This window comes from Rhizobium sp. N122, from assembly GCF_002211295.1.
In the GTDB taxonomy this organism is placed as follows: Bacteria; Pseudomonadota; Alphaproteobacteria; order Rhizobiales; family Rhizobiaceae; genus Rhizobium.
The window spans coordinates 342,869-359,463 of sequence record NZ_LOKU01000012.1 but is presented as its reverse complement, the minus strand read 5'-3'; the positions used below and the strand labels follow the sequence as shown (position 1 = coordinate 359,463).

Sequence of the window (16,595 nt, the reverse complement as noted above, 5' to 3'; positions counted from 1 at the left end):
GAAAAGGGAGAGAGAAAATGAGGAAGTTGCTTCTGGCCGCCGCGGCGGCAATCGCCATCGGAACGAGCGCCTATGCCGACACCATCAAGGTCGGCGTCATCGGCCCGTTCTCCGGTCCGTTCGCGCTCCAGGGCAAAAACTTCAAGGCCGGGATTGACGCCTATATGGCTGTTAACGGCAGCAAAGTCGGCAACGATACCGTCGAGATCGTCTATCGCGACGTGCCGCAGGCCGATCCTGCCCAATCCAAGGCGCTTGCCCAGGAACTGATCGTCAAGGAAAAAGTCCAGTATCTCGCCGGCTTCTATTTCACACCCGATGCCATGGCGGTGACGCCGATCCTCAAGCAGGGCAATGTGCCGATGGTCATCATGAATGCCGCCACCTCGGCGATCGTCACCAAGAGCCCGCTCGTCGTGCGCACCTCGTTTACCACCTGGCAGACCTCGACGCCGATCGCCAAGGTCGCCTTCGACGCCGGTGTCAAGAAAGTGATCTCGGTCGTCAGCGATTATGGCCCCGGCATCGACGCCGAGAATGCCTTCAAGGCCGGTTTCGAAAAGGCCGGCGGCCAGGTGGTCGAGGCGATCCGCATGCCGCTCGCGACCAACGACTTCAGCCCTATCATGCAGCGCATCAAGGATTCCGGCGCCGAGGGTGTCTTCGCCTTCCTGCCATCGGGCCCGACGACGCTGGGCTTCGTCAAGGCCTATAACGAGAATGGCCTGAAGTCCGCCGGCATCAAGTTCTTTGCGCCGGGAGATCTGACGCAGGAATCCGACCTGCCGGCGCTGGGTGACGCCGCGCTCGGCATCCAGACGACCTTCCACTATGCCGTGTCGCACGACTCGCCTGAGAACAAGGCCTTCGTCGAGGCTGCCACTAAAGCGATCGGCAACAAGGCCGAGCTCTCCTTCCCCGCGGTCAGCGCTTATGACGGCATGTATGTCATCTACAAGATGATCGAGGCGACGGGCGGCAAGCAGGATGCCGAGAAGGCCGTCGATGCGGTGAAGGGCCTTGCCTGGGTGAGCCCGCGCGGCCCGGTGTCGATCGACCAGGAAAGCCGGCACATCACGCAGAACATCTATCTGCGCGAAGTCGCCAAGGCCGATGACGGGACCTATATCAACAAGGAGATCCAGACTTTCGAGAAGCAGGGCGACCCGGGCTTGGCGGCCGCCAAGTAAGCTCCGGCATTGATATGCGACGGGCGGGGTCATCGATCCGGCCGAGCCCGTCGCATCGAAGCAAGGTATTTCCATGCAGACAGTCTTCAGCATCGCCGTCGACGCCTTTGCCTATGGCATGGTGCTCTTCGTCATATCGATCGGCCTTTCCGTGACCATGGGACTGATGCGCGTCGTCAACCTGGCGCATGGCGCCTTCGCGATGATCGGCGGCTATGTCGCCTCCTATGCCGCCCGCGACCTCGGCCTCGGCTATGCCGCAGCGGTCCTCGCCGCCGTGGTGGTCACAATCATCATCGCCATCCCGCTCGAGCGTTTGCTCTACCGGCGGATTTACGGCGCGCCTGAACTGACCCAGGTGTTGATGACGATCGGCATCACCTTCTGCGTCATCGGTATCGCCAATTACGCGATGGGGCCGACGCTGAAGACCATACCGCTTCCCGCGACGCTGCAAGGATCGGCCGATCTCGGCTTCCGCACCATTCCCGTTCACCGGCTTTTCGCCATCCTTTGCGGCCTGGCTGTTGCGCTGGGGCTCTGGTTTGCGATCGAAAGGACCAGTTTCGGCGTCAAGCTGCGCGCCTCCGTGGACGATGCGGCAATGGCTGCCGCGCTTGGCGTGCGCACCGAGATCATCTACGCGGTGAGCTTTGCCGTCGCTGTCGGGCTTGCCGCTTTCGGCGGCGTGGTCGGCGCCGAACTGCTGCCCGTCGAACCTTATTACGCGCTGCGCTACATGGTCACCTTCCTGGTCGTCGTCTCCGTCGGCGGCGCAGGTTCCATTCCGGGCGCGCTGATCGCCTGCCTGCTGCTGGGAGCGATCGATACGACGGGACGCTATCTGATGCCTGAATTCGGCGAATTCTTCTTCTATCTCGCCGTGATTGCGATCATCTGCGTCTTCCCACGCGGCCTTGCCGGAAGGGCGAAGTAATATGGCGCTTGCAATCAACGACGAAACCGAACCTCTTCAGCATCGGCGCGGGTTCCTCGGCCGCGATCTCGCGGCAATAGCGGTTATGACAGCCATTGCCGCAATCGGCTATTTCGCCTTCCCTGATAATCTGGCGCTTCTGACCCGGATGATCACGATCGCGCTGCTCGTCCTGTCGCTCGATCTGGTGACGGGTTATTGCGGCGTCGCAACCCTCGGCCATGCTGCCCTTTTCGGCTCCGGCGCCTATGCCGCCGGCATCCTGTCGGCACATTACGGCATCAATGATCCGCTGCTGATGATGCTGGCCGGCATTGCCGGCGGCGCGCTTGCCGGGCTGCTCAGCGGCGCGATCATCCTGCGGGCGCATGGGCTGCCGCAGCTCGTGCTGTCGATTGCCCTCATCAATCTCTTCCATGAATTCGCCAACAAGGCTTCGTCCTGGACAGGCGGCAGCGATGGCCTTTCCGGCATCGCCCCGGACCCGGTCTTCGGTCTCTTCGAATTCGATCTCTACGGTCACACCGCCTTCTTCTTCGGCATGGCGCTGCTGCTTGTCGTCTTCGTGCTGCTCAGATTGCTGGTCCGCTCGCCCTTCGGCATGCTCTGCCGCGGCATCAAACAGGATCCGTTGCGCATCCGCGCCATGGGCGCTTCGCCAAAGGCGGCGCTCATCAGGATGTACGTTATCTCAGGCGCGGTCGCCGGTGTCGGCGGCGCCTTGAATGCGATCTCGACCCAGGTCGTCGGCCTCGACAGCCTGTCTTTCACGCAATCGGCCGAAGCGCTGGTTATGCTCGTGCTCGGCGGCACCGGCTCTCTCGTCGGGGCGCTTTCGGGCACCGTCATCTTCATGCTCTTCGAGGATTACGTCTCCGCCGCCAATCCCTTTCATTGGCTGACCATGGTCGGCGCACTGCTGATTGCCGTTGTGCTCTTTGCGCCGAAAGGCCTGTTCGGCACGGCTGCCGCCTTCGTCAGCCGTCGCAGGGAACAGCGCGCATGAGCCCGGTCTTCGAAGTCGCCAATCTCAGGAAAGCCTTTGGCGGCCTTGCCGTCACCAATGATGTCTCGCTGTCGATGTCGCCAGGCGACCGCATCGCGCTGATCGGCCCGAACGGCGCCGGCAAGACCACCTTCGTCAATCTCGTCACCGGCAACCTCGCCCCCGATTCCGGCGAGGTTCGCCTCGGCGGCGAGAGGGTGACGAAGGTCGATGCGATCGGCAGGGTCAAACGCGGCCTTATCAGATCCTTTCAGGTGACGCGGCTTTTCCAGGACATGACGCCGGCCGAACATGTGGGGCTTGCCGTTCTGCAGCGGGACGGAAAGTCCGCGCGTGTCTTCGGAAATTTCTTGCGCATGCCCGATGTCATGGCGGAGGTCGACGATCTCCTTGGCAAGCTCGGGCTGGCATCACTGATGCACCGCAAGGTCCGCGAGATCGCCTATGGCCAGCAGCGGCTTCTGGAGATCGCCGTGGCACTGGCGTTGAGACCGAAAGTGCTGCTGCTCGACGAGCCGGCAGCCGGCGTGCCGCAGAGCGATACCGGCCGCATCGAGCAGGCGCTGGCCGATCTGCCCGCAGATCTCGCCGTGCTGATGATCGAACACGACATGGATCTCGTCTTCCGTTTCGCAAAACGTGTCATCGTGCTTGCATCAGGCGCGATCATCTTCGACGGCTTGCCTGAAGACGTCACCAGGGACGCGCGTGTGCGTGAAGCCTATCTCGGGAGCTATGCCAATGCCAGCCCTGTCGCTTGAGGTCGAAAATCTGTCGGCCGGATATGGGCCGACACGGGTTTTGGAAGGCATTTCCTTCTCGGTGCCGGCGGGCGCCCGGCTCGCCGTGCTCGGCCGCAACGGCATGGGCAAGACGACGCTGCTCGCAACACTTGCCGGGCAGACCAGGCGATATGAGGGTCATATCCGCCTTGGCAGCTCGGATGTCACCACGGCGCCGAGCGCGACACGCGCGCATAAGGGTCTCGGTTATGTGCCGCAGACGCGCTGTGTCTTCCCGACGCTGACAGTCGAGGAGAACCTTTTCGTTGGCCTGAAATCGCGGCCGAAGGCGGCGCTGGAGGAAGCCTATGCCATGTTCCCGCGCCTCAAGGAGCGCCGCCGCAACCTCGGCAGCCAGCTCTCCGGCGGCGAGCAGCAGATGCTCTCCACCGCCCGTACCATTCTCGGCCGCCCGTCCGTCCTGCTGCTCGACGAACCGCTGGAGGGCCTGGCACCCGTTATCTGCGAGGAACTGATGGCGGCTTTCGCCGACCTCGCCAAATCGGGCGACATGACCATCGTGCTTGTGGAACAGCGCATCCAGAGCGCGCTCGATTTCGCCAATCAGGTCGTCATTCTCGAACGGGGCAGGCTGGCTTGGACGGGGACGCCTGAGAACCTCACCAAGGATCATGAGGCTGTCGAGAGCCTGCTTGGCGTCGGCGGCCTGCATTGATTGATGGCCGGCCGAAGCCGGGCCGTCGGTGACCCCGCCCCGCCTTTCAGATTGCCCTTCGCACGCCGAGCCATTCATGCAGTATATCGTCATCACGACGTCGTTATTGCCCTGCCAATATTATCCTGGTCGAAAGTTGCCCGCCGGCCGCATGGATGGATCGCCCGAAAGGCGAGAAACATGATGGTCGACCCTGCGGCAGCAATGCAGGGAAAGACCTAAACCCCTGGTTCCTGAACCGTCTTTACTTGGTATTTGAGCTGCAGCCGGCCGAAAATTCATTGGACTGGCGGCAACTGCTCTGCCCCTCCCAGCAATTTGGGTTGCCAGACACCCGACAGGGTTGCATAGTCGAACAGCGCATCACACGGGAGGTGGAAATGGCAAATCATAAGCCGGTCGCAGGTGACGTATACCAGCCTATCTTTGACATCGACAACCCGATCGACGGCAACATATTGGATAGCACCAGTTCAACGGATGCCGACGGAGATCGGGTGCGCCTCAACTTCGTGAACGGACAGCGAATTCCGCAGCCGACCGACCCGGATGGACCCGCCACGACGACGACAATCGAGGGAAAATACGGCACGCTGATTGTCTATTCCAACGGCCACTACACCTATGAGCTCGATCACTCCAACCCGGTGGTGGCAGCGCTCGGCCCGGGCGATCAACTCGTCGACCAGTTCAATTTCAAGATATCGGACGGCAAAGGCGCCACCGACTTTGGTTTGCTCAATATCGCGGTCGACTTGCCGGAACGCGGCGACGTCTTCGTCAATTTCGAGGATGTCGGCAAACACGACTTCCCCACGGGTTACAAAGGCTTCGATTGGGGCGCTTGGCACGATGGTGACGATGCAACGGTACATAAGGAAGCCGACGGCAACCATTATCTCGCAGGCGGCGTGTTCTGGACACCCATTCAAGCCGCCGATGGCGGCACCTTCCAGATCGAGCAATTCAGCGTGGCAAACGGCACATCGGACTATGACAACGTTCTAACGATCGAAGGTAAGCTGAACGGCGATACCGTCTTCCTGGTCACGGTCAACGTGACCTCCGACAGCATTCATGACCCGCAAGTGATCGATCTCAGCGCTTACGGCGAAATCGATTCTCTCGTGCTCGACACCGAGCCCGTCATCACCGAAACGAGCGGACCGGATTATTATGGCGCGCAATACGACAATTTCCACTTTGTCGTTTGAGGGCTAGGGAAAGGGCGCCGCATCACCAAACCTTACATCTTCCCGAGCATCACTGGATTCGATTATCTGGTAGCGATTTCTTACGATAGCTGATCGACCAGCGCCCTGTTAGCATTAGATCGTCCGAGGAGGATACGGATGCTGGGACGGAGGAAAACGATGCAGCCAGTCGGGATCAAGTTGGCGGCGGTGACGTTCTCGCTTGCCGTATGGGCTATTATTATCGCTGCCGCATCCCACCTGTGGGCGATGAAGCTGCCAATAGCGCTTCTGACGCTCTATAAATAGTCCTGTCATCGGCGCTAGCGGAAATCCTGTCGATCAGAAGCCGGCCAGCTTTGCTGGCCGCTGGCATCGGCTCGAACCGAGCCGCACAAATCGCCAAATCTGCAATGAGAGTGGTAGCGGAGGTCCGTTCTGCTCACAACAGCCGACAGGGTGAACGGACGGAGATCAGCTTGGGAACGTGGCAGATCGTTCTTAAAAAGGCTATCGCTAAGTATCTGAAAACGCAGGCGCCAGTCGCTGCAAATTATCAAACATCAGATGAGACCAAACGACAAGGCTGACTGCCTGTCACTCCTCCGCAGGCCAGTGGACCTGTAAGACGCCGCCAAGCGCTTTCACAGCTCTGCTGATCGCTTTGAAATTTGGATACTTGCGCCTACTGCCGCTCCGCTGAAAATAGAGCCCTGTGCCGCTCTCTTCATCGAGGTCGCGCATGATCCAACCGAGGTCGTAGCAAAATGCTCTGACCTGATCATTGGCTACGATCCCGGTTATGACGTAAGGCTTCTTTTTCCGCCGGTAGCCATAGTAGCGGGCGACGGCTTGGATATTTTCCCACGGGACGCCGGGGAATGTGGCGCAAATTTCTTCCTGAGAGGCCTCGGGATACAGTTTGCGGAGCTTCTGTCGCTCCAATGGCCCCCATCGATGATACGCCCGCCCAAATCCAAGCTTACAGCAACGCGCCTGGATCGCCCGAGCCGTTCGATGGCTGAGTATTTGACGTAAGGCGAATTGGTCGAAGTAAAGAAGACGGCAGAAATCATCTTCGATCTCCGTCCAAACTTTGTGCCCTGCGGGCGTGACACCGAGGCGAGCCATCTTGGCTCGCATACGCTCAGCAGTCGCCGCATTCTTCGCATAGTATGCCAGCGTCAAGGTTAGATACGTCGGCCATCGGGATTGCCTACGCCTTCTTCACCCGCATTACGCGGTAGGAATTGAATGTTCCGGCCTTGTCCGTGAAAATGGCCTCGACGGCACTCGGTAGCGCGCCGAGCTCACGAAGCTTATAGGCTAGATCGGCAAATTCCAGCTTTAGCCGGTCTATCTGCCCTGCCATAACCTCCTGGATTCGAGTTTCAAGTTCTGCCTTTTGCCTCAAGAGGTCATCAAGTTCAGACATCCGGTTCTCCAAGAAATTGCGGATCAGCGAGCAAGCCTCGCTGACTGCTTGTTTACGATCCGATTTCGGAAGTTGTCCATTTGCGATGCCCGGTACCCTTTAGGAAGTTCTAAGGACGTTGGCAGGGAAATCCATTTTGATGCATGAAAGAGGATGCTGATATTCTTGACAAGATAGCTTCAGCGTCGGCACAGGCATAAGGCCATCATTTGGGAGAAGACGATGAAAACCATAGCAACGCCGACGGGCACAGATCTCATCCGAGATAACGGTGAGGTTGTCCATTTTTCGGCAGAAGAGGCCGGACAACTCGGCCTAAATGTGCCCGCCGACGTTCGGACGCTGAAAATAGAGGACATACATATTTCACTCGATGCGGCGGCAAATGCGCTGGTGCTGCGTTTGCATCACGGAAACATCGAAACCGCCTCGGAAATACCCTGCGACCTGGCGAAATGGCTCCATGATGCACTCGGGCGCGCTATCGCGGCGATGGAAGTGGATAAGCAGCTTGGTGCTTAGTGGCAAGCCGCCGCGCGCATGAGGGTTCAAAGGTCAGGATGGTAAGCCAATGACATCGCCGGACACCGCCACCCTCCTCGAGGACGCCGCCGATCGGATCGCAGATATCTCGCGGCCGGATCTGCAGATCATGTTGCGGCGCGCGGCGCTGCGGCTGCGCAACGCCGGCGGCATCTCGATGGACGATGATGTTGAGGAAGCCTTGCGCGACCTGGCCGGCGAGTTCGGCATGACGCGCAACGACACGATCAGGTTTATCGTCCGGGAGTGGATGGAGAAGAACCTTTATCTGCCGGTGCATCACCTCGAGGAAGACGGAGATGTCGACGGGAGTGCCTGAGCCGCGTCAAGCCGGCGAACCTCCGGATCGCTCTGCCTCGACTCAGAATCCGGATGGCCGTCTTCAGTCCACCTTGGGATCCGCCGATCCGCAGATACAAGCCGACCGGTCGATGCCAGCAACTGGTATGATTGTTGGATTAGAGCGCGGGAGGATATCACCGCAGCGTCAATAGGGGGCTTGCCCATGAGTGCACACCGCTGTTTGCAGGCGGGAGCACATCGTAACCCTCAGCCGTCAGCGCCTACGTTTTCGGTTGCCGACGATTGAGGGGATGTAGGGCCCTCCTGCGAAAAGTCTACCCAGCGGCCCCACAGCGGGAGAAGCGTCAATAACATCTCCACTATTCGAAGGCATAAATCTCGGCGCCATCAGCCGCTTCCCTCAAGCCCTTGTACGAAGCATGCCGCAGCTTGCGATCGTGCGTCCATGCTCGGTATTCGATCTCGGCAACGAGCTTCGGGCGGACGAAGACAGCATCTCGCTTCCGTCCTGTATCGACGGCCGGCTTGCCTATGATCAGCTCGTCCATCTGCTCTCGAAGCTCGCTCGCGGACCGTTCGTTGAAGCCGGTTCCCACTCCCCCGACATAGATAAGCTCCTTTCCTTTGCGCGCCGCCAGCAGTAGCCGTCCGATACCCCCGAACGATGCTGCCGACTTCTCGTACCCGACGATCACAAAGCCATCACTCTGGACGCATTTGATCTTCACCCAGTCGCCGAGGCGGCCGCTGCGATAGGGGGTGTCCATCCGCTTGGCGATGATCCCTTCAAGGTCGTGTTCGCACGCGATGCGCAGCAGCTGCTCGCCGTCGGCTTCGATCTCTTCGGACAGCCGGATTGCCTCCTCGCGATCCGGCGGCACCAGCCCCTCAAGGAGATGGCGCCTGGAACTGAGTTCGGTCCCGGTGAGGTCATGGCCGTCGAAATAGAGAAGGTCGAAAGCCATGAAGATTGCATCTCTGGACGAGCGCTTGCCGCCGCGACCGCCGAGGGACTGCTGGAGCATGCCGAAATCCGATCGGCCTTGCGCGTCGAGCACGACGGCCTCGCCGTCCAGGATGGCCGTCGAGACAGGAAGCCGCCTCGCCTCCGCCAGGATCGCCGGGAAGCGCTCGGTCCAGTCATGGCCGCCGCGCGTCAGGATGCGAACGCTGGTCGGCTCGATGTGAAGGGCCAGCCGATAGCCGTCCCATTTCACCTCGTATGTCCATTGCGGGCCTTTCGGGGGCCGCGGCTTCAGCAGCGCCAGGCACGGCTCGATGCGCGCCGGCATGGGATCAAGGAGGAGTTGCGGCTGGGCGGGATCGCGCCGGCGGCGCGCCTTGCTGCGGATTGGTGCGTCAACGTCGCCGAGCAGCGGCTTCGAGGGTGTGCGAGGCGGCTTCGTCATGCTGACACTTCAGCAGCGGCGCTCGGAAAAGCAATTTGCCCAAATTCATTAGGTGCGGGCCGGGAACTGTTTGTTGCGACGGCGGGTTTTACGCGAGGATGCGCTTTCGTCCGCTCCCCAGCAACTATGGCGCAGCCGCCTTTCCGTACAAACTAGCCCCGCCAACGAGCGGGGCTTTTTTGTTCGCGGTGAACTGATGATCCGGGAACCTGTTCAGGCAGTTATGGGTTCTTACGACGGGCCGCACGGCTTCAGTATCTTGTACTGCTGCACCCCTGTTCGCAGTGGCCGTGCGGTCCACCGACGCCGCTCTGGGAACCCCCTCATAGCTCACACCCAGATTGATTATTGAACCGGCTAGGTCGATGATCCGGATATGCCAACTCGATACCAACCACTCTACAAATGGCGCGGCACGAAGCTCAACGAGAAAGGCGAGCCGACGGATCTCGACTGGCTGGGCTATGACGGGGAGGTAATCATCGGGAGAATTCGTATGGTGAGCGGGGGCCCGAAAAATGGGCAGTGGCAATGGAGCGGGCACGGCCCGCATGTGCCTGTAAGACTAACGCCGCATCAAGGATTCGAAGCAAAGCCGCGGGAGGCTATGCGAAAGGTCGAAGAATACTATCACCGGCTGATGCGACATAATGGCCTGCGGGGGAGCAAGGATGATCGCTGAATTGATAGTATGCGCCTCGCTGACGGCGGTCGACGGGGACACAATCAAATGCGACGGGCAGAACATGCGGCTGCTTGGGGAAGGTGTTCCGTTCGTCTCGGGCATCGACACGCCGGAGATCGGGTCGCACGCGAAGTGCATGAAGGAACGGAAGCTGGCGCTGATCGCCAAAGGAAGGCTGAAAGACCTTTTGGCTGAAAAGGGATTGCGGATCGTGTCGAGTGGCGCGGTCGACCGGACGCCTTCGCACCGGCCGCTCGTCAACATCTATCGAACAAATGGGGAAGAGATCGGCATGAAGCTGATCAAGGAGGGTTTCGCGCGAACCTGGAGCCCGAAGCAACGGAATGACTGGTGCGACTAATTGTCAGATCTCGCCCCAGCGCTTGAACCGGCGTTTCCCCGCCCTACCCTCTATAACGGGGGAAGTGAGGGCCGTCATGATCCCGTCGCAGATTGCGCAAGCGCAAAACGTGCTGAACGACGCCGAAGTGGCGCTATGCCAAAGGGTCTATGACCACGTCGTTTCGGTGAAGCAAATCAACGCAGACGCTGAGCGTGAGGATTTAGCCTGCCGGATTATCCAGTCATTCCAGCATGGGGTGAAGGACGAGCAAACCCTGCTGCGGCTCCTGATCTAATCCGCAGCGGCGAAATGATTGGTGCGGAACTATGCGGGAACAAAGCAACCCCTTTTCGGTTAGAGCGACAGGATCGTACGGGTGGCCCTTTGTGACCGGGCCATATGTCACCTGCGATCCGTCCTTTCCAAAATTGCCCCGTTTCGGCGGGGCTTTTTTGATGCCCCCAACGGTCCCGCATGTCCCTAGCGGATCATAAAAAATCCGTCCGCCGGGAACAATCAGCTTCATTGACGGTAAGGAAGGCGGGTCGTGCGGAGATTTGTAAGGCAGCCACACTCGACATTTCGATGTGCGACCCAACTCAACCCAAAACTAGCCCCGCTCCCCAAAAGCGGGGCCTTTTTGGTGCGTGTTCAGTTGATCTTTAACCAATGCCGAAGCCAAGCCACAGCGCCGTCGCTGGCATAGGCGATGGTCCCGCCGACCGTGAGGCCGGCGAAGGCGATCAATCCTGAAATCCCATAGCCGAGAGTTTTGAGCCTTTTCCACTCCTCCAGCGTTGGCTGGATGGTTTCATGGTTTTTCTGCACCGTCTCCTTGATGGCTTTCAGCTCTTCCCGAACCTGCACATCAACGCCAGTTCTTATCTCAACGGCCTTGTCGAGGAAGTTGATCTGCTTCCCCTGCTCGTCGAGGCGCCGGTGGATAACAGCCCTGCTTTCGTGAGCGTTTTCCTTCTCGTCGCTCACCTCATTGCGCAGGAGGCTGACGTTCTCCTCAATACCGGTAAGCCTTCCCTCCACGCGGCCGAGGGCGCGCAGGATATCCTCATTGGATGTCATGTATCTTATGCGCTTTCAAAACAGCCGATGTCATAGAGCCCTTGCGGGATCGGGTTCCCGTACAGATCCTGCGACCCCACGGTGATGCCGTAGAGGCTATTGATGTTCTGGCCACCATTGCGGCAGACCGAAGCCCCTTGCGTCTTGTAGGCGCCCAGCAGAGCGGAATTGAAGCCGTTGATGTTGCCTACGGGCACGGTCCCCACCAGGGTTGGGTTGGCGGCCTTGAAGGTAGCGCCCCCAGCCACTGTCTCTTGGGTCGGGAAGGCTGCGCGCCAGTTGGCGAAGGTGGTGTAGGTGCTCGGTCCCCACTTGATGGAGGTTGCCGGCGACGAATAGCAGTTGCCGATGCACAAGATGCCAGGCACTGAACTTGGCGTCGAGTTGATGACCTTCGTGCTTGCCCCGGTCAGATAGACGATGTTGTTGGAGAAATAGGTCGTCGTGAATTTATCGGGGTTGCTGTCAACGTAGAGGCCGTTGGCCGACGCCACGCTGCTGTAGAGCGTGTTGTTGAATATGGCGTTGCCGGTGTTCGCGCGCACAAGATCCGCGGTCCCGAGGTGGACAGAACCTTTGGTCGCGGGCGCCTGCGTCCCGTCGTTCTCCGATATGTTGTAGCGGATGAGGTTGTTGCTGAGGGGCAGGATATTCGCCGCATCACTGTATTGGTAGAGCTGATAGCCTGGGCCATAATTATCATGGCTGTAGCAATATTGAATGATGCAGCCCTGGCAACCGCCGTCGATATCGAAGCCGCCGCCGTCAGCAGTGCCGACACCGGTCTTGTTGTGGTGGCTCTCGCAGAACTGGATGGTCGAGTTGATCGTGTCGTACATCCAAATGCCGACCGGGCCGGCGGCGTTCGAATTGTTCGCCCCGTTGTTATACGCCTCGCAATATTCAACAAGAGCCCCCGAGCACTGGCCAAGAAGGATGCCATTGCCGGAGTGCTGTGAAAGCCCTGCCTTGCCCGTGTTGTTGTAAATCTTGCAGTTGCGGACGATGCAATTGGTATGGCTGGCGGCAAAATTGAGCAGGCCATAAAGACCCTGCATGGTGATGCCGTTGCCGCTGCCCGTCGCGGTATTGCCGGTGTTGTCGTGGACAATGCAGCCATCGATCAAGAGCGCATTGAAGCCGGATGCCGAATTGGCGGCGTAAGCCGTGCTGCCTGTGTATGCCGCAATTCCATCGACGCCATAGGCGCTGACATCCAAGCGAAGCAGCGAAACGCCCGCAAGCTTTGTGCTGCCGAGCTGATCATTGGTCAGCGCGCATCCGGTGCCCGTGCTCACGGTGCTGCCTGTGCCCACCAGTATCAGGTCTTGAATGGTGACGTGATGCGGGTTGAGGGCGGATATCCCGTTGTCGCTGTTCACGCCCGCCTGGATCGTTGCGTTGCCAGTGCCATAGGACCCAAAGGTGGTCGCCAGCCCGGAACTGCCGAAGTGCTTCCCCTCGACAAGGATCAACTGACCGGTGAACGTCGAGCCGCCTTTGAAAAGAACCGAGGAGCCCGGTGTCAGCGTGGCCGCGTTGACCTTGCTCAGCGTCTGCCACGGGGTAGCCTGTGAGAGGCCGTCGTTGGTGTCAGAGCCTGCCGGGTCCACGTAGAAGGTCGCGATAGCTCCGCCGACCCCGTCGCCCACATGGCCAGTTATCGCGAGGTTAAGGCCTAGCATCATGCTCATGGACGCAATCCCGGTGAAAACTGTTCATTGAGCTAAACCGCCCAGGTCTTGATGCTGCTGGCGATGAACCCGCCAAGATCGGCATACTGCAACTCGTTCGGGTGGTTGGCGTTGAACATCCACCCGAGGGCGTTCAAGGTCACCCAATCCGTATATTTCGAATACTGGTCGATCATGGGCAGATCGTTTGTGGTGGCGAGGGTCCGCAGCGCCTGGCGGAATTGCTGCTGCACAGAATCCGCGATGATATCGACGCGTGACGGGTTGCCGGTCATCAGCAAGACATCGGCGCCCCCGGCCTTGGCGGCGTTGATGATCGTCTGCATCTGCGTGGGGTAGGTTGTGTTGTAGGACGAGGGCGACAGTAGCGCGTTGTTGATGGTCAGATCGATGGTGACCAGATCGGCGTCCGCGCAATAGGTGGTGGCGGCATTGAGAGAAGACCAGGGGTTTGCCACCCCTATCCAGTCTGATGTCTGCGACACGCAGTTGCCGAGGTTCCAGATGTCGAAGGCCTTGGCCGTATCGTCCCACGCACGGACGCCGACCACGAAGGCGTTCCCGGATACCCGCTTGATGTTGAGCGTATGCGCCCCGAGCGAACCGCAATCGATGATCGTGCTTCGGAGTGTGCTGGATCCGGCTTGAGAAAGCACGGTTTCGGAACCGCCATCAACGTTGTATGTGATCGAGCCGCCGGTGCTGACGGTGAGATCGATCAGCTCGAATTTCGAAACTGAGATTGTCGGGGCATAGCTGAGGATGCTCGACGTGTCCGCGGTGTTGGTGAAGAGCACGCCGCCGGCCGCCGTCGATGTTGACAAGACCCACCCTGCAGACGCTGGATTGAACCCCGGCTTTATCGAGTTGCGGTTTTCCGCAATCGTGACAGTCGTCGTCGTGATGCCAGAGCTTCCGATCTTGTTTTCGTTCACTGCAGGAGTGCCGAGCGCCGTCAGGGACGCCGCCAGCTTGGCCGGCCATGATTTGGGCATGCACCCTATCCGGCCGTTGCCTCCCGTTCCTGAGCCCTCGCCAAAGGTCGTGCTGTCACCAATGCAGACGATCTTGCCGCGACCAGTGCCGCCGGCCACACGAGCCAGCGCGGCCTTGGTCTTGGGGAACTGCGAGGTTTTGAAATTGAATTGTCCCGGTGCAGCACCACCCCCGCCCAACTGGTTGGTGATGGCGGTGGACAATCCAAGCATGAGGCTCATTTTGCGGTCCCGTATTTAGATTTCACGTCGTCGTAGAAGGTCGCACAGAGAGCCGTACGCGCGTCTTGCTCGTCTGCCGCCGTCATCCACCGGACTTGCACGGCAAACCACTCCTCGCCTTCCTGTGGGCTGATGCGGCGCATCTTGCCCTGGCACTTAGGCGGCTGATCGGGAAGGATGGTGCTGCTATCGGCCACAGCTTTCGAAGCCGACGCACGCGAAAGCCGCTCATCGAGCGTTCCGCACCCGGTCAACACGATCGAGATCATCACGAGTGACGCGAGACGCGCCGCCCTTGTTGTCGGCAATCGCCTTTTCATCAGCATCGCGCCTCTTCTGCGCTTCGATATCGAGTTGTTCGGATGCTTTGTCAGCCTGTTCGCGGATCTGCTGGCCAAGGAGAAGGTCATGCTGGAGCTTTTTCACCAGCGCGTCGGACGCGTCTTTCTCACTCTTGGCGACATAGCCTGAGAGGATTGCCTTATCGTGCCCATGGAGCCACAAGCGGAAGCCCGCGACGAGGGCGACGATAAGCAAGGCGCCACCGACGATAGAGCCGACCCATCTGCCGATCGGTGTGGCGAGGAAGGCAAGCATCATGCGCCCTCGAGGCAGAACTGGCGTTCCTTCTGCCGGCGGCGGGTCAGGCCGGGGAAGGTGATGCCGGCCGCCTTATTCCACCGCAACAGCGCTTCGCAGCCTTCCGCCGTCTTGCCCTGGTTGATCAGCTTGATGGCGCTGGAGCCGCAGGCGGCGGTTACGCCGACGTTATAGGCGAACGAGGTCAGCGACACGAAGCGCGAATCCGGCATCGGGACCGTCACGCACTTCTCGATGCCGGCGGCGTACTTCTGCAGCTCGAGCGAGAGAAGCGCCTTGCACTGGGCGACCGTCTTGTAGTCTCCCGGCTTCACGCCGTTCGTGCTGCCGTAGCAGATCGTCCACGGCTGGCCCTGCGTGGCCGGATCGGGATAGGCGTGCTGCCGAAGTCCTTCGAAGCCGCCGACGAGCGCCACAGCAGCCGCGGCAACCGCGCTGCCCTTCTTCATTCTATTTGCCATTGGAAAGCCTCTGATCGACTACCCGAGCCGGGACTGAAAGGAGGAGAAGGACGATCGATAGCCACGGCGGGATGTAGCTATCGAGATACGGGACGAGGTATGGGGCCAGTTCGAAGATCCCCGCGAAATAGACGCACCAAAGCGACAGGGAGCGCGCAAGAACGCGCCGCCAGTTATGGACGAGCATGGGTAGGCTCCAGATTGTGGGAAGTGACTACGACCGGCGCTTCAAGCCGGCCTGCAGCATGTATGGGTAAAAGTTGCCACCCCGTTTGATCGGATTCCAGCCAAGCCAGAGCTTGAGATAGAAACCGAATGCCAGCGGGACATCGCGTTTGACGGTGAAAGCAGAGGCAATGTCATCCACGCCCAGCGCTTCGGATTGCCAGCCGTTGCAAGGGTTGCGCCATGTCCAGCGGGTACGCTGCCACCAGAGTTTCAGGCCCTTGGCGGCAGGATCGAACCCGGCGACCTTCTGCGGGATGTAGCCGTCCAGATCAGCGTTCAGTGTCGAGAACCAGCGCCAGCGGCCCGGGAGAACAGGGCCGTGCTTCATCGACCATGCAGCCAGGAAGGGCGAGAGCAGATAGGCCAGCCCGACGAAGAGGAGGTTGATCGGGAGGTAGGCGATGTAGCGGAGGATCACAGTTGCGCCGCCGCAGCAAAGAAAGCGTCGATCTGCTGCGGCGAAAATCCCATAGCCGCGAAGCCGGCCGTCATCATGGGGCTGTCTTTCACGAACGCGCCAGAATACTCATAGGCGATCTGAACGTCTCGCGGCTGGTGAGCTACCCATGTGTCAACAGCATCGAGAAGGCCCGCAGACAGAAGCTGCAGCTTGAACTGACGGGCCGTCACCCGATCAAACGTCGATTGGTCCGGCTTGCTCGGGTCATGTGAGGCAATGACGAGATCGAGCGTTGCGCGTTGCTCGTCAGTCAGAGCGCCGCATTCAACATCGCCGTCTTCTCCCCACGCGATAGGTAGACCGCTGAGCCCAGCCGCAATCAACTCATTTCCAAAATTCGGGCCGATGTTCAT

General features: G+C 59.8%; 20 protein-coding genes. 10 read left to right on the top strand and 10 right to left on the bottom strand.

What is annotated here, in order from left to right:
• The first annotated feature begins 17 nt into the window (after nucleotides 1-17).
• The 6 genes from ATY75_RS12120 (at nucleotide 18) to ATY75_RS12095 (ending at nucleotide 5,805) form a co-directional block, all read left to right on the top strand.
• The gene (locus ATY75_RS12120; protein WP_088937716.1) at nucleotides 18-1,190 is read left to right on the top strand and encodes an ABC transporter substrate-binding protein; all 1,173 of its coding nucleotides are present in this window, start codon (nucleotides 18-20) and stop codon (nucleotides 1,188-1,190) included.
• 73 nt (nucleotides 1,191-1,263) lie between these two features.
• Nucleotides 1,264-2,127, top strand: coding sequence for a branched-chain amino acid ABC transporter permease (locus ATY75_RS12115; RefSeq protein WP_088937715.1), 864 nt, complete (start codon nucleotides 1,264-1,266; stop codon nucleotides 2,125-2,127).
• Between the two features lies 1 nt (nucleotide 2,128).
• Nucleotides 2,129-3,133 carry a branched-chain amino acid ABC transporter permease gene (locus ATY75_RS12110; protein WP_088937714.1) on the top strand — a complete coding sequence of 335 codons (1,005 nt, stop codon included), beginning with the start codon at nucleotides 2,129-2,131 and terminating at the stop codon, nucleotides 3,131-3,133.
• Complete coding sequence (locus ATY75_RS12105; protein ID WP_088937713.1) at nucleotides 3,130-3,894, top strand: ABC transporter ATP-binding protein; 765 nt, start codon at nucleotides 3,130-3,132, stop codon at nucleotides 3,892-3,894. Before ATY75_RS12110 ends, ATY75_RS12105 begins: the two co-directional genes overlap by 4 nt.
• On the top strand, nucleotides 3,875-4,591 hold the full coding sequence (locus ATY75_RS12100; RefSeq protein ID WP_088937712.1) for an ABC transporter ATP-binding protein: 717 nt from the start codon (nucleotides 3,875-3,877) through the stop codon (nucleotides 4,589-4,591). Before ATY75_RS12105 ends, ATY75_RS12100 begins: the two co-directional genes overlap by 20 nt.
• A 155-nt stretch (nucleotides 4,592-4,746) precedes the next feature.
• On the top strand, nucleotides 4,747-5,805 hold the full coding sequence (locus tag ATY75_RS12095; protein WP_280950588.1) for a VCBS domain-containing protein: 1,059 nt from the start codon (nucleotides 4,747-4,749) through the stop codon (nucleotides 5,803-5,805).
• A 576-nt stretch (nucleotides 5,806-6,381) separates the two neighbouring features.
• Here the strand turns inward: ATY75_RS12095 and ATY75_RS12090 are convergent.
• Both ATY75_RS12090 and ATY75_RS12085 read right to left on the bottom strand, forming a co-directional pair.
• Nucleotides 6,382-6,972 carry a hypothetical protein gene (locus ATY75_RS12090; RefSeq protein ID WP_245317563.1) on the bottom strand — a complete coding sequence of 197 codons (591 nt, stop codon included), beginning with the start codon at nucleotides 6,970-6,972 and terminating at the stop codon, nucleotides 6,382-6,384.
• 28 nt (nucleotides 6,973-7,000) lie between these two features.
• Entirely contained in the window at nucleotides 7,001-7,219 is a 219-nt protein-coding gene (locus ATY75_RS12085; protein ID WP_088937710.1) for a hypothetical protein, read from the bottom strand.
• A 222-nt stretch (nucleotides 7,220-7,441) separates the two neighbouring features.
• Between ATY75_RS12085 and ATY75_RS12080 the strand changes: the two genes are divergently transcribed.
• The gene (locus tag ATY75_RS12080; protein WP_088937709.1) at nucleotides 7,442-7,741 is read left to right on the top strand and encodes a hypothetical protein; all 300 of its coding nucleotides are present in this window, start codon (nucleotides 7,442-7,444) and stop codon (nucleotides 7,739-7,741) included.
• A 49-nt stretch (nucleotides 7,742-7,790) separates the two neighbouring features.
• Entirely contained in the window at nucleotides 7,791-8,081 is a 291-nt protein-coding gene (locus tag ATY75_RS12075; RefSeq protein ID WP_088937708.1) for a CopG family transcriptional regulator, read from the top strand.
• Nucleotides 8,082-8,424: 343 nt separating this feature from the next.
• On the opposite strand, the gene ligD is transcribed toward ATY75_RS12075, so the two are convergent.
• The gene (gene ligD / locus ATY75_RS12070; RefSeq protein ID WP_088937707.1) at nucleotides 8,425-9,474 is read right to left on the bottom strand and encodes a non-homologous end-joining DNA ligase; all 1,050 of its coding nucleotides are present in this window, start codon (nucleotides 9,472-9,474) and stop codon (nucleotides 8,425-8,427) included.
• Between the two features lie 671 nt (nucleotides 9,475-10,145).
• Here ligD and ATY75_RS12060 point away from each other — a divergent pair.
• Together ATY75_RS12060 and ATY75_RS12055 are read left to right on the top strand one after the other, a co-directional pair.
• Complete coding sequence (locus tag ATY75_RS12060) at nucleotides 10,146-10,520, top strand: thermonuclease family protein (RefSeq protein ID WP_088937706.1); 375 nt, start codon at nucleotides 10,146-10,148, stop codon at nucleotides 10,518-10,520.
• 76 nt (nucleotides 10,521-10,596) lie between these two features.
• Entirely contained in the window at nucleotides 10,597-10,797 is a 201-nt protein-coding gene (locus tag ATY75_RS12055) for a hypothetical protein (protein ID WP_088937705.1), read from the top strand.
• Between the two features lie 356 nt (nucleotides 10,798-11,153).
• On the opposite strand, the gene ATY75_RS12050 is transcribed toward ATY75_RS12055, so the two are convergent.
• The 7 genes from ATY75_RS12050 to ATY75_RS12015 all read right to left on the bottom strand — a co-directional run bounded on the left by ATY75_RS12050 (nucleotide 11,154) and on the right by ATY75_RS12015 (nucleotide 16,595).
• Nucleotides 11,154-11,582, bottom strand: a complete 429-nt coding sequence (locus tag ATY75_RS12050) for a DUF1515 domain-containing protein (RefSeq protein WP_088937704.1) — start codon at nucleotides 11,580-11,582, stop codon at nucleotides 11,154-11,156.
• Between the two features lie 5 nt (nucleotides 11,583-11,587).
• The gene (locus ATY75_RS12045) at nucleotides 11,588-13,276 is read right to left on the bottom strand and encodes a hypothetical protein (protein WP_143535294.1); all 1,689 of its coding nucleotides are present in this window, start codon (nucleotides 13,274-13,276) and stop codon (nucleotides 11,588-11,590) included.
• Nucleotides 13,277-13,308: 32 nt separating this feature from the next.
• Nucleotides 13,309-14,493: an SGNH/GDSL hydrolase family protein gene (locus tag ATY75_RS12040; protein ID WP_088937702.1), complete on the bottom strand. Its 1,185-nt coding sequence runs from the start codon at nucleotides 14,491-14,493 to the stop codon at nucleotides 13,309-13,311.
• A 228-nt stretch (nucleotides 14,494-14,721) separates the two neighbouring features.
• On the bottom strand, nucleotides 14,722-15,093 hold the full coding sequence (locus tag ATY75_RS33875) for a hypothetical protein (RefSeq protein ID WP_143535293.1): 372 nt from the start codon (nucleotides 15,091-15,093) through the stop codon (nucleotides 14,722-14,724).
• Complete coding sequence (locus tag ATY75_RS12030) at nucleotides 15,090-15,554, bottom strand: lysozyme (protein ID WP_088937700.1); 465 nt, start codon at nucleotides 15,552-15,554, stop codon at nucleotides 15,090-15,092. The genes ATY75_RS33875 and ATY75_RS12030 overlap by 4 nt, the downstream gene beginning before the upstream one ends.
• Nucleotides 15,555-15,768: 214 nt before the next feature.
• On the bottom strand, nucleotides 15,769-16,200 hold the full coding sequence (locus ATY75_RS12020) for a hypothetical protein (RefSeq protein ID WP_088937698.1): 432 nt from the start codon (nucleotides 16,198-16,200) through the stop codon (nucleotides 15,769-15,771).
• Nucleotides 16,197-16,595, bottom strand: coding sequence for a hypothetical protein (locus tag ATY75_RS12015; protein ID WP_245317562.1), 399 nt, complete (start codon nucleotides 16,593-16,595; stop codon nucleotides 16,197-16,199). The genes ATY75_RS12020 and ATY75_RS12015 overlap by 4 nt, the downstream gene beginning before the upstream one ends.

Bases quoted from the DNA above. Each gene is read 5' to 3' on its own strand.
- ATY75_RS12040 (WP_088937702.1), bottom strand. From the start codon at position 14,493: ATGAGCCTCATGCTTGGATTGTCCACCGCCATCACCAACCAGTTGGGC.
- ATY75_RS12110 (WP_088937714.1), top strand. From the start codon at position 2,129: ATGGCGCTTGCAATCAACGACGAAACCGAACCTCTTCAGCATCGGCGC.
- ATY75_RS12080 (WP_088937709.1), top strand. From the start codon at position 7,442: ATGAAAACCATAGCAACGCCGACGGGCACAGATCTCATCCGAGATAAC.
- ATY75_RS12060 (WP_088937706.1), top strand. From the start codon at position 10,146: ATGATCGCTGAATTGATAGTATGCGCCTCGCTGACGGCGGTCGACGGG.
- ATY75_RS12045 (WP_143535294.1), bottom strand. From the start codon at position 13,276: ATGAGCATGATGCTAGGCCTTAACCTCGCGATAACTGGCCATGTGGGC.
- ATY75_RS33875 (WP_143535293.1), bottom strand. From the start codon at position 15,093: ATGATGCTTGCCTTCCTCGCCACACCGATCGGCAGATGGGTCGGCTCT.
- ATY75_RS12120 (WP_088937716.1), top strand. From the start codon at position 18: ATGAGGAAGTTGCTTCTGGCCGCCGCGGCGGCAATCGCCATCGGAACG.
- ATY75_RS12075 (WP_088937708.1), top strand. From the start codon at position 7,791: ATGACATCGCCGGACACCGCCACCCTCCTCGAGGACGCCGCCGATCGG.
- ATY75_RS12105 (WP_088937713.1), top strand. From the start codon at position 3,130: ATGAGCCCGGTCTTCGAAGTCGCCAATCTCAGGAAAGCCTTTGGCGGC.
- ATY75_RS12055 (WP_088937705.1), top strand. From the start codon at position 10,597: ATGATCCCGTCGCAGATTGCGCAAGCGCAAAACGTGCTGAACGACGCC.
- ATY75_RS12085 (WP_088937710.1), bottom strand. From the start codon at position 7,219: ATGTCTGAACTTGATGACCTCTTGAGGCAAAAGGCAGAACTTGAAACT.
- ATY75_RS12030 (WP_088937700.1), bottom strand. From the start codon at position 15,554: ATGGCAAATAGAATGAAGAAGGGCAGCGCGGTTGCCGCGGCTGCTGTG.
- ATY75_RS12015 (WP_245317562.1), bottom strand. From the start codon at position 16,595: ATGAACATCGGCCCGAATTTTGGAAATGAGTTGATTGCGGCTGGGCTC.
- ATY75_RS12050 (WP_088937704.1), bottom strand. From the start codon at position 11,582: ATGACATCCAATGAGGATATCCTGCGCGCCCTCGGCCGCGTGGAGGGA.
- ATY75_RS12100 (WP_088937712.1), top strand. From the start codon at position 3,875: ATGCCAGCCCTGTCGCTTGAGGTCGAAAATCTGTCGGCCGGATATGGG.
- ATY75_RS12115 (WP_088937715.1), top strand. From the start codon at position 1,264: ATGCAGACAGTCTTCAGCATCGCCGTCGACGCCTTTGCCTATGGCATG.
- ATY75_RS12095 (WP_280950588.1), top strand. From the start codon at position 4,747: ATGGATCGCCCGAAAGGCGAGAAACATGATGGTCGACCCTGCGGCAGC.
- ligD (WP_088937707.1), bottom strand. From the start codon at position 9,474: ATGACGAAGCCGCCTCGCACACCCTCGAAGCCGCTGCTCGGCGACGTT.